The organism is Allofustis seminis DSM 15817 (assembly GCF_000374325.1).
GTDB lineage: Bacteria > Bacillota > Bacilli > Lactobacillales > Carnobacteriaceae_A > Allofustis > Allofustis seminis.
In genome coordinates, this window is the sequence record NZ_KB894082.1 from 50236 (window position 1) to 65008 (window position 14773).

Genomic DNA, 14773 nt, shown 5'->3' on the forward strand with positions numbered 1-14773 from the left:
AGGAGATTATATGTCAAAGTTAATTTATGATTATCGATTGGATGAATATGTTGACATTTATTTGTTGATTCAGTCTGCAGACAAAAAAGAAGCCCGCAATGGCAAGCCATTTCTAGCACTTGAATTGCAAGACACAAGCGGGCAGATACGTGCACAGATTTGGGATGTCGATGAATCGGAAGTGGAACGTTACCGTCCAGGGCGAGTAGTTCGTGTGGAAGGGAAGCGAGAAGATTTTAATGGGACACCACAGCTACGACTCCAACGTATTCGTCTAGCTCATGAAGGAGAACCAACTAATCCAGAGCTTTATATGCAGCGCGCGCCGAAGAAAAAAGAAGAGTTATACGATTTTTTAAATTCAAAAATTTTTGAGATAACAAATGTGAATATGAATCGGATTGTGCGCCATATTTTAAATCAATATAATCAAGAATTCTTCTCTGCTAGTGCTGCCAAAGTAGTGCATCATGCATATGTTGGAGGCCTTTCATATCATACGGTTTCTATGTTGCATATGGCAGAAGCAGTCACGCAATATTATCCAGATATTAATAAGTCACTCTTATATTCAGGAATTATTTTGCATGATATTGGCAAAATTAAAGAACTTTCTGGACCGCTGGCAACAGAATATACATTGGCAGGTCAATTGCAAGGCCACATTGTAATGATGAGTGAAGAAATTTCAAAAGCGTGCCAGGCACTGAATATTGATGAGAATGCTGAAGATGTGATTGTATTGAAACATGTCATTTTAGCTCATCATGGGAAATTGGAATTCGGGTCCCCTGTTGAACCGCAAGTTCGTGAGGCAGAAATTTTGCATTTGATCGATGTATTGGATGCTAATATTAATATTTTAAATGAGAATCTTGCCAAAACCCGTCCAGGAGAGTATAGTCAGCGAATTTGGGCGATGGATAATCGTAAATTTTATAAGCCGACTTTCAAAGATATTGCGACAGAAAAAGAAGATTAATGTGTCGATCATGGCACACATATGATATAGTAATAGTATCAATTTTAAATTAGGAAGTGTAAATCAATGAAAATGAATAAGAAATTAATTGCTACAGCTGCAGCAAGTTTATTTTTACTTGCAGGTTGCTCAGGTCAGGAAGTTGCCTCAACTAAAGCTGGAAAAATTAAATATGATGATTTTGTAGCGGAAATGAAAAAACAACCGCAACAAAATGGTATGACTTTAGGCGAACAAGTGCTACAACGCATGATTTTAGAAGATGCTTTCGAGTATACATATGGCAAAAATGTGTCTAAAGAAGATGTTGAAGCAGAATATGAAAAAACAGCGGCAAGTTTAGGCTCAAAAGAACAATTTGAAGATCTATTGAAACAGCAAGGTGTTTCAGTTGAAGATGTCAAACATAATATTCGCACCAATTTATTGATGAAAGCAGCAGTCAAAGCGAATGCCGATATGAGTGATGAAGCATTGCGTGAATTCTTCGATTCCCAAAAAACGATTGCTAAAGTTCAGCATATTTTAGTGGATGATGAAGAGACTGCTAATGAAGTTATCGCTAAATTAAATGATGGTGCTGAATTTAAAGATTTGGTAGAAGAATATTCAAAAGATCCAGGCAGCAAAGACAAAGAGGGTATGTATCTCTTAAAAGAAGGCGAAATGGTTCCTGAATTTGAAGAAGCCTCTAAAAACTTAGAAGAAGGCGAAACGACTCAGACTCCAGTACAAACAAGTCATGGCTTCCATGTTATTCGTCGTCTGGCCTTTGATCCTGATGAAGAATTTGAGTCAACAAAAGAAGATATTCAAGATGCTTATATCGATTCCAAACTAACAGATCCAAGCTTCATGCATGAAATCGTCAGCAAAATGCTGAAAGATATGAATGTTCAAATTTCAGACAAAGAATTGAAAGGTGCAATTGCACCATATGTTGAACAGCCAAAAGATGAAAAAGATGGAAAAGATGATCAAAAAGAAGATGACTCAAAAGAAGACTCTGAGAAATCAGATGAATAATAGATCATAAATCTAAAAAGGTACCACCGAAAAATCGGTGGTACCTTTTTTATTATGCTTCATGTTCTTCTTTTATTGCAGCATGCATAGTAGTGATTTGCTGGTCGATTGCTTCGATGTCTTGATTGATACGGCGCGTATGATAATCGGCTTCTGTTGCTAGTTGCTCCGCATCTTTTTCAATACCAGGTGCTAGGACTATTTTTGCTAGCTCCAATTCTTGCAACACATTGTGAAGTTGCATACTGACCTGGTCTTTTGCCTGTTGGAATGTGGTAAGTCCGTCACGGACATCTTCCAAATAATGAATGGTGCATTTCATATTTTCTGGACCTGTGCGTTTGTTTGTCAATAAAGTATAGGTCCCTGCGATAAAAGCACCTCCTAAAAAACCTGTAAAAAAGCCCATTTTATTTATTCCCCCAATTCTTTTTGAATGGCATGCATTATTTTTTCCAAGTCATCATCCGTATATTGATCGGCATGATTGCTCCATTTTAAGCCAAACTCATCGGCATCACTATAGCGAGGGATGAGATGAATATGTGAATGAAAGACCGATTGGTAGGCAACGGGTTCATTGTTATTTATGATATTCAGTCCAGCTACATCTGGGCGGAAATTTCGCAAGGCACGAGCAATTTTAGGAATTACGCGAAATACTTTTTCAGCAAGTGCTTCGTCATAGTCGTAGATATTACGGACATGTGCTTTTGGGATAATGAGCGTGTGACCAGGTGTTACTTGCGATAAATCTAAAAAAGCCACAACATTTTCGTCTTCATGTATTTTTTTTGATGGAATTTCTCCATGAGCAATTTTGCAAAAAATGCAATCAGTTTCGGACATATCGCTCCCTACTTTCTATTTATTTCTCTAAGTTTATCAAAAAAACAGTTAAAAATCTAAGTTCTTTCATCGATGAAGTTATGATACACTAAAAGAATGAAGGGGGACTGGAAATGGCACTCGAAGTGAAGAATTTATCAGGCGGATATTTTCAAAAAGAATTATTAAAAGGAATTTCTTTTCAAATTGAAAATGGTGAAATTGTTGGTTTATTAGGGCGCAATGGTGCAGGGAAAAGTACATTATATAAAAGTCTTATGGGGACATTGCCTCAGATGTCAGGCGATGTATGCATCAATGGAAATTCGATAAATGATAATTTCACAACATATCAAAAAAATGTCAGCTATTTACCTGAGCGTCCAGTTTTTTATCCAGAATTGACACTCTGGGAGCATCTAGAACTGTTAAAACGGATGTATCATCTGCCAGAAAAATCTCTCCAAATTGGCGACATATTATTAAAGCAATTTGCATTAGCTAAAGAAAAGCAGCATAAACCTTTTTATTTTTCAAAAGGAATGCAGCAAAAAGTGATGCTTATTCAAACATTAATGGTAGACAGTCCCGTATTGCTTCTTGATGAGCCTTTTTCAGGGCTCGATCCATTGGCAGTAATGACATTGCGCCATCTTTTGGATGAAAAACGTCAAGAAGGGAAGATAATTTTGCTGACGACACATCTTTTGCATGAAGCGGAGCAGTTGTGTGATCGCTATTTGTGGTTGAAAGATGGTCGGCTCATATTAGATGGTCCAACGAAAGAGTCGTTAGAAATGCTTTATACTCAGATACTCGCAACACATAATGAGGATAGAGGGAGACTGACGCGATGATGACTCGAGCGTTTTTTGAGAAAAGATTTAAAAAAGAAGATCAATTTTTGATGAAACAGTGGAGTCGCTTATTAACTGAACTTGCTCCTTTTTTATTTATTTTATTGGGAGCAGTCGGTTATTTTTATCAATCGACAAAAGATGAAGGATGGGTCATTTTTGATAGTGTTAATGTGATCGGAATTGGCATCATTGTGGCTGTATTTTTGCTAAGAGGTAGTGTCCACACGCATATGGAAGTACCAGATATTTATTATGGAAGTCGCCAGCAGGCAGAAATTCGTCAGCAATTTATTTATTTTTGGACCCGTTCATTAATTATGCGTATTCCTATTTTTATTCCCTTAGCCTTTTTGATGTGGTATGTGCCTTTTTCGCGTGGAATGGGTCATTTCAGTGTATTGATTGGAATGGTTGCACAACTTATTTTTATTCAAGGAATTGATTTTTACATTCAATTGCGCGCTTTTGAATATGAAAAAATGCACTGCACTTTGTTGCGTGTGCTATTCATTGGTGCGGGAAGTTTTTTGGCGCTTTTATTTCCGATGTTTTTAATAAGTGGTGTCTTATTTTGTTACTGTGCTTATCGCTTATATGCTCCGGGTGCTCAGCGTCTAGCTTTAGAAAAAATGGTACAGACTGAACAGCAACGTCAAGCCGCTCAATATCATTTTTTTCGGTGGTTTTTTGATCTAGCACTGCCAAGCGATTTGATGAATGTTAACTCAGAAAGTCGCACAACGTTTCAATTACCTTTTGCACGATGGATTGATGATTCAGCTGCTGGATTTTATCTTACGCGAACGCTTGCACGAGATCGCCAGTTATTTCAGCTTTTGGTATCGTGGTTTTTTATTTTATGTTTGTTGCTCTATGCTTATGCATTTTCATGGTTAAGTGTTATCTTAGCAGTTGCGGGATTATGGCTAGCAAGCAGTGCACTTTACGAAAAAGTTGTTGAAAAATGGCATGTATTCAGATTGTCAGAAAAAGAATTTCCGCAGCGGGAAGTGGCCACTATAACTATTGCACTGGGAAGTACTTTGTGGGGGGCAGTCACGATCATTTTAGCGATATTGAAAGGTCTCTTTGCATGGATCTACTTATTAGGGGTGGTCGTTATTTTCTTCAATGTCTTGAAAAAAGTGCGGAAAAATCGATAGAAATAGCTGGAATACTTGACGGGTATAAGAATTGATTTTAAAATGAGCTTGATAATCAAAAAAGGAGTCGTAAATATGGAGAAGAAAAAAGAAGCGGGGTGGAATCTTCATCCTGCGGGTGGTGTGACTGGCAAAGCTTATATGGGTACACGCAACCAAGAAAAAGTTTTTTTGAAACGAAATACGTCTCCTTTTCTTGCAACGCTAGCTTTAGAAGGCATTGCACCAAAGCTTATTTGGACGAAACGAATTGAAAATGGTGATGTTTTAACTGCGCAAGTATGGTGTAATGGGCGGACTCTTGAAGCTTCTGAAATGAAGGAGCCACGTGTTTTTTATTTACTAAAAAAAGTCCATCAATCAAAAACACTTGGACGCTTATTGGAAAAAGTGGGTGGAAAATATTTATTGCCAGCGGATTTGTTGGATACTTATGTTGAACGATTAGCTGGGGTTCTCAAGATGAATGACACTCTTGAAAAAGCTTATGAATATTTGGTGAACCATCTAGATGATGTAGAGCCTGCGCCAGAATATTGTGCCAGTCATGGGGATATCCATCATGACAATTATTTGTTGTCAGACCAAGATGAGCTATTTTTAGTGGATTGGGACAGTGCGATTTTAGCAGATCCTGCCTATGATATTGGTCAATTAATTGCACGCTATATCTCTGCGGCAGATTGGGATGAGTGGATAGAGCATATTGAATTCAAACAGTCGCCGGAGTTTGTAGCACGAATTCATTGGTATATGATGGCGACATTGCTGCTTGAAATAAAGAAATCACTCCAGGAAATGAATGATGAAGAACTTTTCTACAAATATGAATATCTTTTAAAAGAATGGCTCAAGCAATTTTAATGAATATATTTTATAGTTACAGGTGGAATGTTTTCCATCTGTTTTTTTATTTAAGATGCCAAAAGTGCTAGGATGATATGTGGCAAATAGTTCCAATAAAAAAACTCCCTACTCATTTGAACGGTAGGGAGAGCATATCTTAAAATTTCAATACTATTTTATTATACTTTATAAATGTTCATTAATGTCCCAGTGTGCGCATCTGCGATAAACTCGTATTGAACGGGTTCACCATCTTCCAAACGAGTAATGCCGCCATAATACACGGACGTATGGTAAGCATAACGATCCCAAGGGGCTGTGGTCATCTCGATCCAACTGCCTTCAATGGGGCCATCTTCTTTGAATGCTTTTTTTACGGTAGCGAGGACATGATCAGGATTTACGCTTTTTTTTTTGAAATAATTGCATGAAGCGCATATCCGAGGCCAAATGCAGCAAGTGTGCCTAGAATAATGCCTGCAATTTCCAAATTTTCTGTACTAACATCTGTTTTTGCAGCATCTGCGAGTTTTTCCCATGCATTTTTTTCTTCCGGAGTAAACTGATCTTTAATCTTTTCCCAAGTCGTTTTTTCGCGGAAAGGATTGACATCATTTGCTTTGTCTTTTAAATCTTCCCATTCGCTTGAAGCGGCTTGAGCAAAGCCGTCCCACTGATCTTTTGCTTTAGTTGCAATTTTTTCAGGTGTGCTTTTTTCAAACATGTTTATACCTCCTTTAGTTCGTCTTTAGTTTACCACAGATGAGAAGAAAGCAATACTATTTAGTAAAAATCATTAGAAATTCCGCTCAAGCAAGCAGCAATTCCACAAAAAGAGAGATTTGTTGTATAATTAGGATATCAAAATTAAGAAAAGGGGAACTAAAATGGAATTGACAACGGAAACACTTCGCTTAATGAAAAAATTTACTGAAGTCCAAGGCACGAGTGGTCATGAAGAGAATGTGCGCCGTGCATTTCGTGAAGAAATTGCACCATATGTCGATGAGATTCAACTTGATGGACTAGGAGGAATTTTTGGCATTAAAAAAGCCAAAGATGAAAATGCTCCTGTTGTAATGGTTGCCGCTCACTTAGATGAAGTTGGATTTTTGGTAACAAATATTACTCCCCAAGGATTATTAAAAGTAACGCCAGTGGGTGGCTGGAATCCACTTGTTGTTTCATCACAGCGCTTTACATTGCAAACGAATGATCATGATTATCCTGTCGTTTCAAGCTCAATTCCACCACATGTCTTAAAAGGACAAAGCCCACAAACAAGTATCAATATTGATGAGATTTTATTTGATGCAGGATTTTCTTCAAAAGAAGAAGCACTTGAAATGGGTGTGCTGCCAGGAGATAGCATTGTACCAGATGTGAAATTAGTTGAGACAGCGAACAAAGAAAGTATCATTTGTAAATCATGGGATAATCGCTACGGCTTGACGATCATAACAGAAACGCTTAAGCAACTGCATGGAAAAGATCTGCCATTCACTCTTGTGGCTGGGGCGAATGTTCAAGAAGAAGTTGGCCTACGCGGTGCTAAAGTGTCGACTCACAAATTCAACCCTGATGTTTTCGTTGCAGTTGACTGTGGTCCTGCCAATGATTTAACTGGAGATCCGACTGTATTTGGTAAATTGGGTGAAGGTGCTTTAGTGCGTATTTTTGATGCCTCTCATATTACATCGCGTCCAATGCGAAACTATCTCGTGGAATTAGGGAATAAAAATAATATCAATTATCAATTCTTCCTATCAAAAGGAGGAACAGATGCGGGGGCTGCTCACACATCTCAAGATGGTGTACCAAGTGTCGTGATTGGTATGGTGGCACGTTATATTCATACACATCAGACTCTCTTTAGAAAATCTGATTATCTAGCAGCTCGCGCGATGTTGGAAGCATTTTTAGTGAACCTAGATGCAGATAAAATTGCCGAGCTCCATTATTTAAATGATTAAAAAGGAGTTTAGTAATTTATGCTAGTAACAATTTACAATAATGATTCACTTGACGATTTATTAATTGTCTGTCTGCAACCAGATCATTCATCATATCCAATTGTTGAAACGAAAGGCACGATTACCCGAATTGCTGCCGAGAATGATCCTGACAAGACGATCGGTTATAATTTCTTTCATGCTTCAAAATTGCTGAACTTAAAACAAAGTGGCAGCGTAACCTTAACCCAAGCTCAGGTAGATGTATTAAATGATGCATTGGCTGAAGCAGGATTTAAGAAAGAATTGGTGGCAGATGAACAACCTAAGTTTGTTGTTGGTTATGTTAAGGAATGTACACCACATGAAGACTCCGACCATCTTTTTGTTACGAAAACAGAAGTTGATAATGGCGAAATTTTACAAATTGTTTGTGGTGCACCAAATATTGCAGCAGGTCAAAAAGTAGTCGTTGCCAAGCCAGGTGCCGTAATGCCAAATGGTTTAATTATTTGGCCAGGACAGTTGCGTGGTGTATCAAGTCATGGCATGATTTGTTCAAGTCGGGAATTAGGGATTGAGCCTCAAGACCCATCCAAACGGGGGATTCTTGTCTTATCAGAGCAGGCAGTTGTGGGGGAAGCATTTTCCTTGTAGTATGATTTAAAGGAGAAAGGAGGAGATAGACGTGGATAAAAGAAAATACCCAAGCTTTTTTAAAAAGCATCCTGAAAAGGAACCAGAAATATTTTCGGTATCTTCTAAGCGTGGTACCCAAAAGACTCATGCGCAAGAACACATAGTCCAAAAGCAAGTACACTCTCCTTCTTTTTCTGATAATGAATCAATAAATGGCAACATGAATGGAACGGTGCAATCTCTTTTAAGCCACCGTTACCGCGGACGTTCGCTTCCAGCATATTTTAAGAAGCCAAAGCGACAATTTCCGCATGAAGCCATTCAACAAAAGCGCCAATTTTATGATGAACTTGTAGCGACTTTACATAAAAAGGCTGAAGATTATATATTATTTGAATCTTCTGGCGCACCGACACGTAGCGTGGAGCAGACGACACTTGAGGATTTTTCTGACACGCTCAAAAAAAGCGGACACTCCAAAGCGAAATCGCTGGCATCGCGTAAGAATTTATCAATTTCGCTCTCTGGCATTATGGAAGAAGAAACACGTAGCTTAGAGCATCAGCAGAAAAAACATTCATCACTATTTCCAAAAGATTAAAAGCGAACACTACTCCTAAAAGCATTAGGGGTATTTGTTTGTAGAAAATTGTGTCTAGATACGCTATAGTGTAACAGATGAAGAATAAGAAAGATGAGGTCAAAACAAAATGAATGATGATACGACTTACCATTTTGTGGGCATAAAAGGCTCAGGTATGAGTGCATTGGCACTTATTTTGCATGATAAAGGATATAAAGTCCAAGGTTCCGATGTTGAAACATATTTCTTCACGCAACAGCGTCTTGAAGATGAGCAGATTCCAATGGCTACATTTTCGGCGGATAACATTCATAAAGGATTGACAGTGATTGCTGGCAATGCTTTTACAGATGACCATATTGAAATAAAAAAAGCACGTGAAATTGGACTGCCTGTCATTCGCTATCATGATTTTATCGGTAACTTTATTGAACAATTTACAAGTGTTGCTGTTACTGGTTCACATGGTAAGACTTCTACTACGGGATTGTTGTCACATGTTTTGAGCTATATTGCACCGACAAGCTATCTTATTGGAGATGGGACAGGTAGTGGTGTAAAAGATGCACAATATTTTGCATTGGAGGCTTGCGAATATCGTCGTCATTTTTTGGCATATCGACCAGACTATGCGATTATGACGAATGTGGATTTTGATCATCCTGATTATTATCATTCATTAGAAGATGTGTTTGATGCTTTTACTGAATTTGCACAACAAGTGAAGAAAGTTATATTTGCGTGCGGTGATGATGAATATTTAAGAAAATTGGAAGCACCTGTACCAATTGTCTATTATGGACTGGAAGATGGTAATGATTTCCAAGCAAAAAATATCGAACGCACAACGGAAGGCTCGAGTTTTGATGTATATCATCAAGGAGAGTTTTTATATCATCATGCGATTCCAACTTATGGCGATCATAATATAAAAAATGCATTGAGCGTGATTGCAGTGGCTTATCATGAACAGCTTGATCAGGCAGAAGTTGCTGAACATTTACAAACATTTTCGGGTGTAAAACGCCGCTTCAGTGAAAAAATAGTCGGCGATACAATTATTATTGACGATTATGCGCACCATCCAGCAGAAATCAAAGCAACATTGAGTGCTACCCGCCAAAAATATCCTGATCGACATATTACGGCAGTTTTTCAACCGCATACTTTTTCGCGAACGATTGCACTGTTAGATGATTTTGGTGCAGCACTTGATTATGCTGATTCTGTTTATCTTTGTGATATCTTCCATTCGGCACGTGAACAAAGTGGTCATGTAAAAATTAATGACCTCTTTGACTTACTTCAAAAAGGCAAAGCAATATTAAGTGAAGAAGATGTTTCGGCCTTACTTGAGCATAAAGGAGATGTCATCGTCTTTATGGGCGCTGGAGATATTCAGAAATTTGAATATGCTTTTGAGAAGCTACTCAGTCAAACTTTAAAAACTGTCCATTAATTAAAAAAGCAAAAAGGCTAGCCATCAGGTTAGCCTTTTTATTATGGTCGGATTAATGATAAACTAGAAGAAATGGACGGACTAAAAAGGAGATAGAGTCATGACTGAAAAACAAAAAATGATGCTGATTGATGGGCATAGCTTAGTATTTCGTGCCTTCTATGCATTATATCAGCAATTACAATCCATGCGTAATAAAAATGGACTGCATACGAATGCACTTTATGGCTTTCATAATATGCTTGAAAGTGTTATCGAGCGTGAACAACCGACACACATTATGGTCGCATTTGATGCCGGACGAACGACTTTTCGCCATGAATATTTTGACGATTATAAGGGAGGACGTGCGAGCATGCCCGCTGAATTAGCGGAGCAGATGCCTTATTTTAAGGAGATGCTTGATGCATTTGGAATCATGTACTATGAACTCCCAAATTATGAGGCCGATGATATTATTGGTACGCTTGCACATCAAGCAGCAGCTAATGATTTTGAAGTCGTCATCCTTTCTGGAGATAAAGACCTTTTACAGTTAGCGGCTGAAAATATACGTGTTGATATTACGCGGCGTGGGGTACAGCAAGTAACGGCATATACACCCGCTGAAGTAGCGGAAGAATATAACCTAAGCCCGTCTCAAATTGTGGACTTGCTTGGTCTGGCAGGAGATCCATCGGATAATATTCCAGGGGTCTCGGGCATTGGCGAAAAAACAGCCATCAAATTACTAAAAGAATATGACACAATTGAAAATCTCTATCAGCATATTGCTGAAATGAAACCGTCCAAGCGAAAAGAAAATCTATTAAATGAAAAAGAAACGGCACTTTTATGCAAGAAGCTGGCAACCATTTTAGTAGATGCACCCGTGTCAATTCGCTTAGATCAATTAAAATATAAGGGCAAACATCTCGAGAAATTGGTCGATTTCTATCAAGAAATGGACTTTAATTCACATCTTAAAAAATTGGACACAAAGAGCCTATATGAAGATACACCAGATGCTGAACGTGCTAATTATAGTTGGTTAGATGAGATTTCTAAAGAACATCTACCAGAGCATGCAGCACTGCATATTGAGATAATGGATGAAGATTATCACAAAGAAGTGCCACTTGCTATTGCATGGGGAACGCAAGACTATATCTATGTGACATCCATCGAAATCGCACAACAATCAAAAAGCTTCGTTCAGTGGCTTTCAAATCCGCAAAAGCAAAAAATTGTTTATGATTCCAAAGCATTATGGCTACTATTTGATCGCTACGGAATGCAAGTGGAAGGAGTGTCATTTGATACGATGCTAGCATCATATCTTTTGACATCAGAAGATACATCAAAAGAATTCTATTTTGTGGCACAAAAATATGGTCTTACCCAGTTTCAGCCGAGTGAGAGTATCTATGGGAAAGGTGCTAAGCGGCAAATTCCAACTACTATGGAAAAAGTCTATCAATATGCCGCTGAAAAAATAGCTGCACTGAATGCATTACAACCAAAATTGCAAGAAGCACTAGTAGCTAATGAACAGCTTAATCTTTTAGAAACACTCGAGATGCCACTTGCAAGAATACTTGCAAAAATGGAAAAAGAAGGCATTAAAGTAGATCCTCACGTATTAAAACAGTTGCAAAAAGAATTCGGAGCTCGCCTCCAACAGATTGAAGAAGCAATATATCAAGAAGCTGGGGAAAGATTTAATATCAATTCACCTAAGCAGTTGAGTGAGATCTTATTCGAAAAATTAAATTATCCTGTCATTCGTAAGACAAAAACTGGCTATTCTACAGCACAAGATGTTCTTGAAAAATTGGCAGCACATGCTCCTATTGCGCAATATATTCTCGACTACCGCGGTCTTTCCAAAATCCAATCAACCTATATTGATGGCATGCTAAAAGTTATTGACAAAAAGACATCACTCGTTCATACACGTTATCAGCAGACTGTCGCAAGAACGGGACGGCTTAGCTCAAAAGATCCTAACTTACAAAATATTCCGATTCGTCAAGAAGAAGGACGCATGATTCGCAAAGCATTCCACCCTAAGCGTGAGGGGTGGGAACTTTATTCGGCGGATTATTCGCAAATTGAGCTCCGCCTTCTCGCCCATATTTCTGGAGATGAACATATGCTCAAAGCCTTCCAAGATGGCGAAGATATTCACTTGAGTACGGCCATGCGCATTTATGGCAAAAATGCCGAAGATATTACACCGAATTTGCGTCGCGATGCAAAAGCCGTTAACTTTGGAATTGTTTATGGCATTAGTGATTATGGCTTGTCAGAGAATTTGGGAATTTCTCGAAAAGCTGCTAAGAATTTAATTGACACTTATTTTGAGCGCTATCCTGGTGTAAAAAAATACATTGAGACCATTATTCGTGAAACGAAAGAAAAAGAATATGTCGAAACACTTTATGGTCGCCGCCGTTATTTACCTGACATTAATAATCGCAATTTCAACTTACGTTCATTTGCCGAACGTGTTGCAATGAATACACCTATTCAAGGAAGTGCCGCCGATATTATAAAGATGGCAATGATTGCGGTAAGTAATCGAATGGAGCGTGAAGCACTACGTTCCAAAATGTTGCTGCAAGTGCATGATGAATTAATTTTTGAAGTTCCTCAGGATGAAAAAGAAGCGCTTGTAACACTTGTTAAAGAAGAAATGGAGCATATTGCCGATTTGAATGTACCACTCAAAGTTGACGGTGGCTTTGGCAAAACATGGTATGAATTATAAACCAGTTCCATCAGTGCATATGTTTTTTATTTACCAAAATTGCTCATATTGTATCCATATGAAGAAGTGGTGAATTTATGACGGATAGATGTGCCACTGACGGATCTTTCAATAAAAAGAGATATATTATAGTATTAATTTCTCAAAAGAAGTATGACCAAAATTTTAGACTGGAGGGGAGATTATGCCAGAATTACCAGAAGTAGAAAATGTGCGTGCAGGACTGGAAATGCGACTGACAGGCAGAACAATCGAAAAGGTAGAAGTGTATTGGGATAATATTATTGCCTCTCCTGCTATTGATGAATTTTGTGAACGATTGAAAGGGCAACAGTTTGAGCGGATTGAACGCCGCGGCAAATTTTTATTGTTTTTTCTAACGGATGTGGCAATTTTATCGCATTTGCGCATGGAAGGGAAATATCAAATTGTTCCGCATGCTACACCTCGTACCAAGCACACGCATGTTATTTTTCATTTAGATTATGAGGATGATTTACGCTATTTAGATGTACGGAAGTTTGGACGTCTATCATTAGTAGAGAAGTCAAACATTTATCAACATCCCTCTCTACAAAAGTTAGGACCTGAACCAACAGATGAGGCGCTGTCAGTATATGCGATGCAACAATTTCTAAAATCGCGAACGAAGTCTATTAAAGGAGTGCTTCTTGACCAGAGCATGGTTGCAGGACTTGGGAACATTTATGTTGATGAAGTATTATTTCGAGCGGGTATCCATCCTGAAACTCCTGGCAAACAAGTAAAGTACCAGCAACTGGAAATATTGCGCGAAGCGATAATAAAAGTTATGAAAGAAGCACTTCAAGCAGGTGGAACAACAATTCGTACATATGCAAATTCATTCGGAGACCCTGGACATTATCAAGACTTTCTACAAGTGTATGGCAAAAAAGGAAAACCTTGCCCAAACTGCCATACCCCCATTCAAAAAATAAAAGTGGCTGGGCGAGGAACTCATTTTTGCCCGCATTGTCAAAAATTGCCGCAAAAAGCTGAAGGAGTAACACCATGATCATGAAGAATAAAAAAATCGGATTGACGGGGGGAATTGCTTCTGGCAAGTCCACTGTTTCAAAATTGTTAAAAGATATGGGAGCCTATGTGATTGATGCGGATGCCGTAGCGCGTGATATTGTTCATCCAGGAACAGTAGGGTTAGCTAAGCTTGTTGAACAATTTGGCGATGAAATCCTATTGGAAAATCAAGAGCTTGATCGAAAAAAATTAGGAGCGCTCGTATTTTCTTCACCACACCATTTGAAAAGGCTAAATATAGTGATACAACCTCTAATTCGTAAAGAGATTAGAACTCAGATGGAATTGGCAACGGACAAAAATGCTGTGATCGTTGTGGATATACCATTACTTTATGAAGAACAGTACCAAGGGTGGTTTGATGAGATACTTGTTGTAGCAGTTGATGCACAGATACAACTACAACGCTTAATGGCGCGTGATCATCTGAGCGAAGCCCAAGCCAAAGAGCGAATACAAGCTCAAATTGCGCTTGCTGAGAAAGTAAAACGTGCGGATGTTGTTATTGATAACTCGAAAACGATCGCTTATACCCAAAAACAAATTGAACAGTGGTGGAAACAGACCCATCAATCTGATAAAAATCTGTGCTATAATAAGAAATAATTGTGAAAAAGGAGGAGT

16 protein-coding genes are annotated in these 14773 nt (G+C 38.4%); 12 read left to right on the forward strand and 4 right to left on the reverse strand.

The window, feature by feature from the left end:
• Positions 1–10 precede the first annotated feature (10 nt).
• Together C231_RS0104320 and C231_RS07825 are read left to right on the forward strand one after the other, a co-directional pair.
• Entirely contained in the window at positions 11–982 is a 972-nt protein-coding gene (locus C231_RS0104320; protein WP_018659412.1) for a 3'-5' exoribonuclease YhaM family protein, read from the forward strand.
• Positions 983–1048: 66 nt separating this feature from the next.
• Complete coding sequence (locus C231_RS07825) at positions 1049–2008, forward strand: peptidylprolyl isomerase (RefSeq protein ID WP_018659413.1); 960 nt, start codon at positions 1049–1051, stop codon at positions 2006–2008.
• A 52-nt stretch (positions 2009–2060) separates the two neighbouring features.
• Here the strand turns inward: C231_RS07825 and C231_RS0104330 are convergent, their stop codons facing one another.
• Positions 2061–2417 (reverse strand): hypothetical protein, encoded by a 357-nt coding sequence (locus C231_RS0104330; protein WP_018659414.1) that lies wholly within the window; start codon positions 2415–2417, stop codon positions 2061–2063.
• 5 nt (positions 2418–2422) lie between these two features.
• Positions 2423–2857: an HIT family protein gene (locus C231_RS0104335; protein ID WP_018659415.1), complete on the reverse strand. Its 435-nt coding sequence runs from the start codon at positions 2855–2857 to the stop codon at positions 2423–2425.
• Positions 2858–2970: 113 nt separating this feature from the next.
• On the opposite strand from C231_RS0104335, the gene C231_RS07830 reads away from it, so the two are divergent.
• From C231_RS07830 to C231_RS0104350, 3 genes are all read left to right on the forward strand, one after another.
• Positions 2971–3693, forward strand: coding sequence for an ABC transporter ATP-binding protein (locus C231_RS07830; RefSeq protein ID WP_018659416.1), 723 nt, complete (start codon positions 2971–2973; stop codon positions 3691–3693).
• Positions 3690–4859, forward strand: coding sequence for an ABC transporter permease (locus C231_RS0104345; RefSeq protein WP_018659417.1), 1170 nt, complete (start codon positions 3690–3692; stop codon positions 4857–4859). The genes C231_RS07830 and C231_RS0104345 overlap by 4 nt, the downstream gene beginning before the upstream one ends.
• Before the next feature lie 75 nt (positions 4860–4934).
• On the forward strand, positions 4935–5723 hold the full coding sequence (locus C231_RS0104350; RefSeq protein ID WP_018659418.1) for a phosphotransferase family protein: 789 nt from the start codon (positions 4935–4937) through the stop codon (positions 5721–5723).
• A 161-nt stretch (positions 5724–5884) separates the two neighbouring features.
• Here C231_RS0104350 and C231_RS08805 read toward each other — a convergent pair whose 3' ends face one another.
• A complete protein-coding gene (locus tag C231_RS08805; protein WP_156808106.1) occupies positions 5885–6157 on the reverse strand; it encodes a PepSY domain-containing protein in 273 nt (90 codons plus the stop codon).
• Positions 6106–6429 (reverse strand): hypothetical protein, encoded by a 324-nt coding sequence (locus C231_RS0104355; protein WP_018659419.1) that lies wholly within the window; start codon positions 6427–6429, stop codon positions 6106–6108. Before C231_RS0104355 ends, C231_RS08805 begins: the two co-directional genes overlap by 52 nt.
• A 163-nt stretch (positions 6430–6592) precedes the next feature.
• Between C231_RS0104355 and pepA the strand changes: the two genes are divergently transcribed.
• The 7 genes from pepA to coaE all read left to right on the forward strand — a co-directional run bounded on the left by pepA (position 6593) and on the right by coaE (position 14755).
• Positions 6593–7678: a glutamyl aminopeptidase gene (gene pepA, locus C231_RS0104360; RefSeq protein WP_018659420.1), complete on the forward strand. Its 1086-nt coding sequence runs from the start codon at positions 6593–6595 to the stop codon at positions 7676–7678.
• An 18-nt stretch (positions 7679–7696) separates the two neighbouring features.
• A complete protein-coding gene (gene ytpR / locus C231_RS0104365) occupies positions 7697–8314 on the forward strand; it encodes a YtpR family tRNA-binding protein (RefSeq protein ID WP_018659421.1) in 618 nt (205 codons plus the stop codon).
• A 31-nt stretch (positions 8315–8345) separates the two neighbouring features.
• The gene (locus tag C231_RS0104370; RefSeq protein WP_018659422.1) at positions 8346–8897 is read left to right on the forward strand and encodes a hypothetical protein; all 552 of its coding nucleotides are present in this window, start codon (positions 8346–8348) and stop codon (positions 8895–8897) included.
• Positions 8898–9006: 109 nt separating this feature from the next.
• Positions 9007–10338, forward strand: a complete 1332-nt coding sequence (gene murC, locus C231_RS0104375; RefSeq protein ID WP_018659423.1) for a UDP-N-acetylmuramate--L-alanine ligase — start codon at positions 9007–9009, stop codon at positions 10336–10338.
• A gap of 100 nt (positions 10339–10438) precedes the next feature.
• A complete protein-coding gene (gene polA / locus C231_RS0104380) occupies positions 10439–13090 on the forward strand; it encodes a DNA polymerase I (protein ID WP_018659424.1) in 2652 nt (883 codons plus the stop codon).
• 184 nt (positions 13091–13274) lie between these two features.
• Positions 13275–14126 (forward strand): bifunctional DNA-formamidopyrimidine glycosylase/DNA-(apurinic or apyrimidinic site) lyase, encoded by an 852-nt coding sequence (gene mutM / locus C231_RS0104385; RefSeq protein WP_018659425.1) that lies wholly within the window; start codon positions 13275–13277, stop codon positions 14124–14126.
• 2 nt (positions 14127–14128) lie between these two features.
• On the forward strand, positions 14129–14755 hold the full coding sequence (gene coaE, locus C231_RS0104390; RefSeq protein ID WP_040408045.1) for a dephospho-CoA kinase: 627 nt from the start codon (positions 14129–14131) through the stop codon (positions 14753–14755).
• Positions 14756–14773 lie beyond the last annotated feature (18 nt).

Coding starts and splice junctions, on each gene's coding strand:
- C231_RS0104345 (WP_018659417.1), top strand. CDS start 3,690: ATGATGACTCGAGCGTTTTTTGAGAAAAGATTTAAAAAAGAAGATCAA.
- polA (WP_018659424.1), top strand. CDS start 10,439: ATGACTGAAAAACAAAAAATGATGCTGATTGATGGGCATAGCTTAGTA.
- C231_RS0104355 (WP_018659419.1), bottom strand. CDS start 6,429: ATGTTTGAAAAAAGCACACCTGAAAAAATTGCAACTAAAGCAAAAGAT.
- ytpR (WP_018659421.1), top strand. CDS start 7,697: ATGCTAGTAACAATTTACAATAATGATTCACTTGACGATTTATTAATT.
- C231_RS07825 (WP_018659413.1), top strand. CDS start 1,049: ATGAAAATGAATAAGAAATTAATTGCTACAGCTGCAGCAAGTTTATTT.
- mutM (WP_018659425.1), top strand. CDS start 13,275: ATGCCAGAATTACCAGAAGTAGAAAATGTGCGTGCAGGACTGGAAATG.
- murC (WP_018659423.1), top strand. CDS start 9,007: ATGAATGATGATACGACTTACCATTTTGTGGGCATAAAAGGCTCAGGT.
- C231_RS0104350 (WP_018659418.1), top strand. CDS start 4,935: ATGGAGAAGAAAAAAGAAGCGGGGTGGAATCTTCATCCTGCGGGTGGT.
- coaE (WP_040408045.1), top strand. CDS start 14,129: ATGAAGAATAAAAAAATCGGATTGACGGGGGGAATTGCTTCTGGCAAG.
- C231_RS07830 (WP_018659416.1), top strand. CDS start 2,971: ATGGCACTCGAAGTGAAGAATTTATCAGGCGGATATTTTCAAAAAGAA.
- C231_RS0104330 (WP_018659414.1), bottom strand. CDS start 2,417: ATGGGCTTTTTTACAGGTTTTTTAGGAGGTGCTTTTATCGCAGGGACC.
- C231_RS0104335 (WP_018659415.1), bottom strand. CDS start 2,857: ATGTCCGAAACTGATTGCATTTTTTGCAAAATTGCTCATGGAGAAATT.
- pepA (WP_018659420.1), top strand. CDS start 6,593: ATGGAATTGACAACGGAAACACTTCGCTTAATGAAAAAATTTACTGAA.
- C231_RS0104320 (WP_018659412.1), top strand. CDS start 11: ATGTCAAAGTTAATTTATGATTATCGATTGGATGAATATGTTGACATT.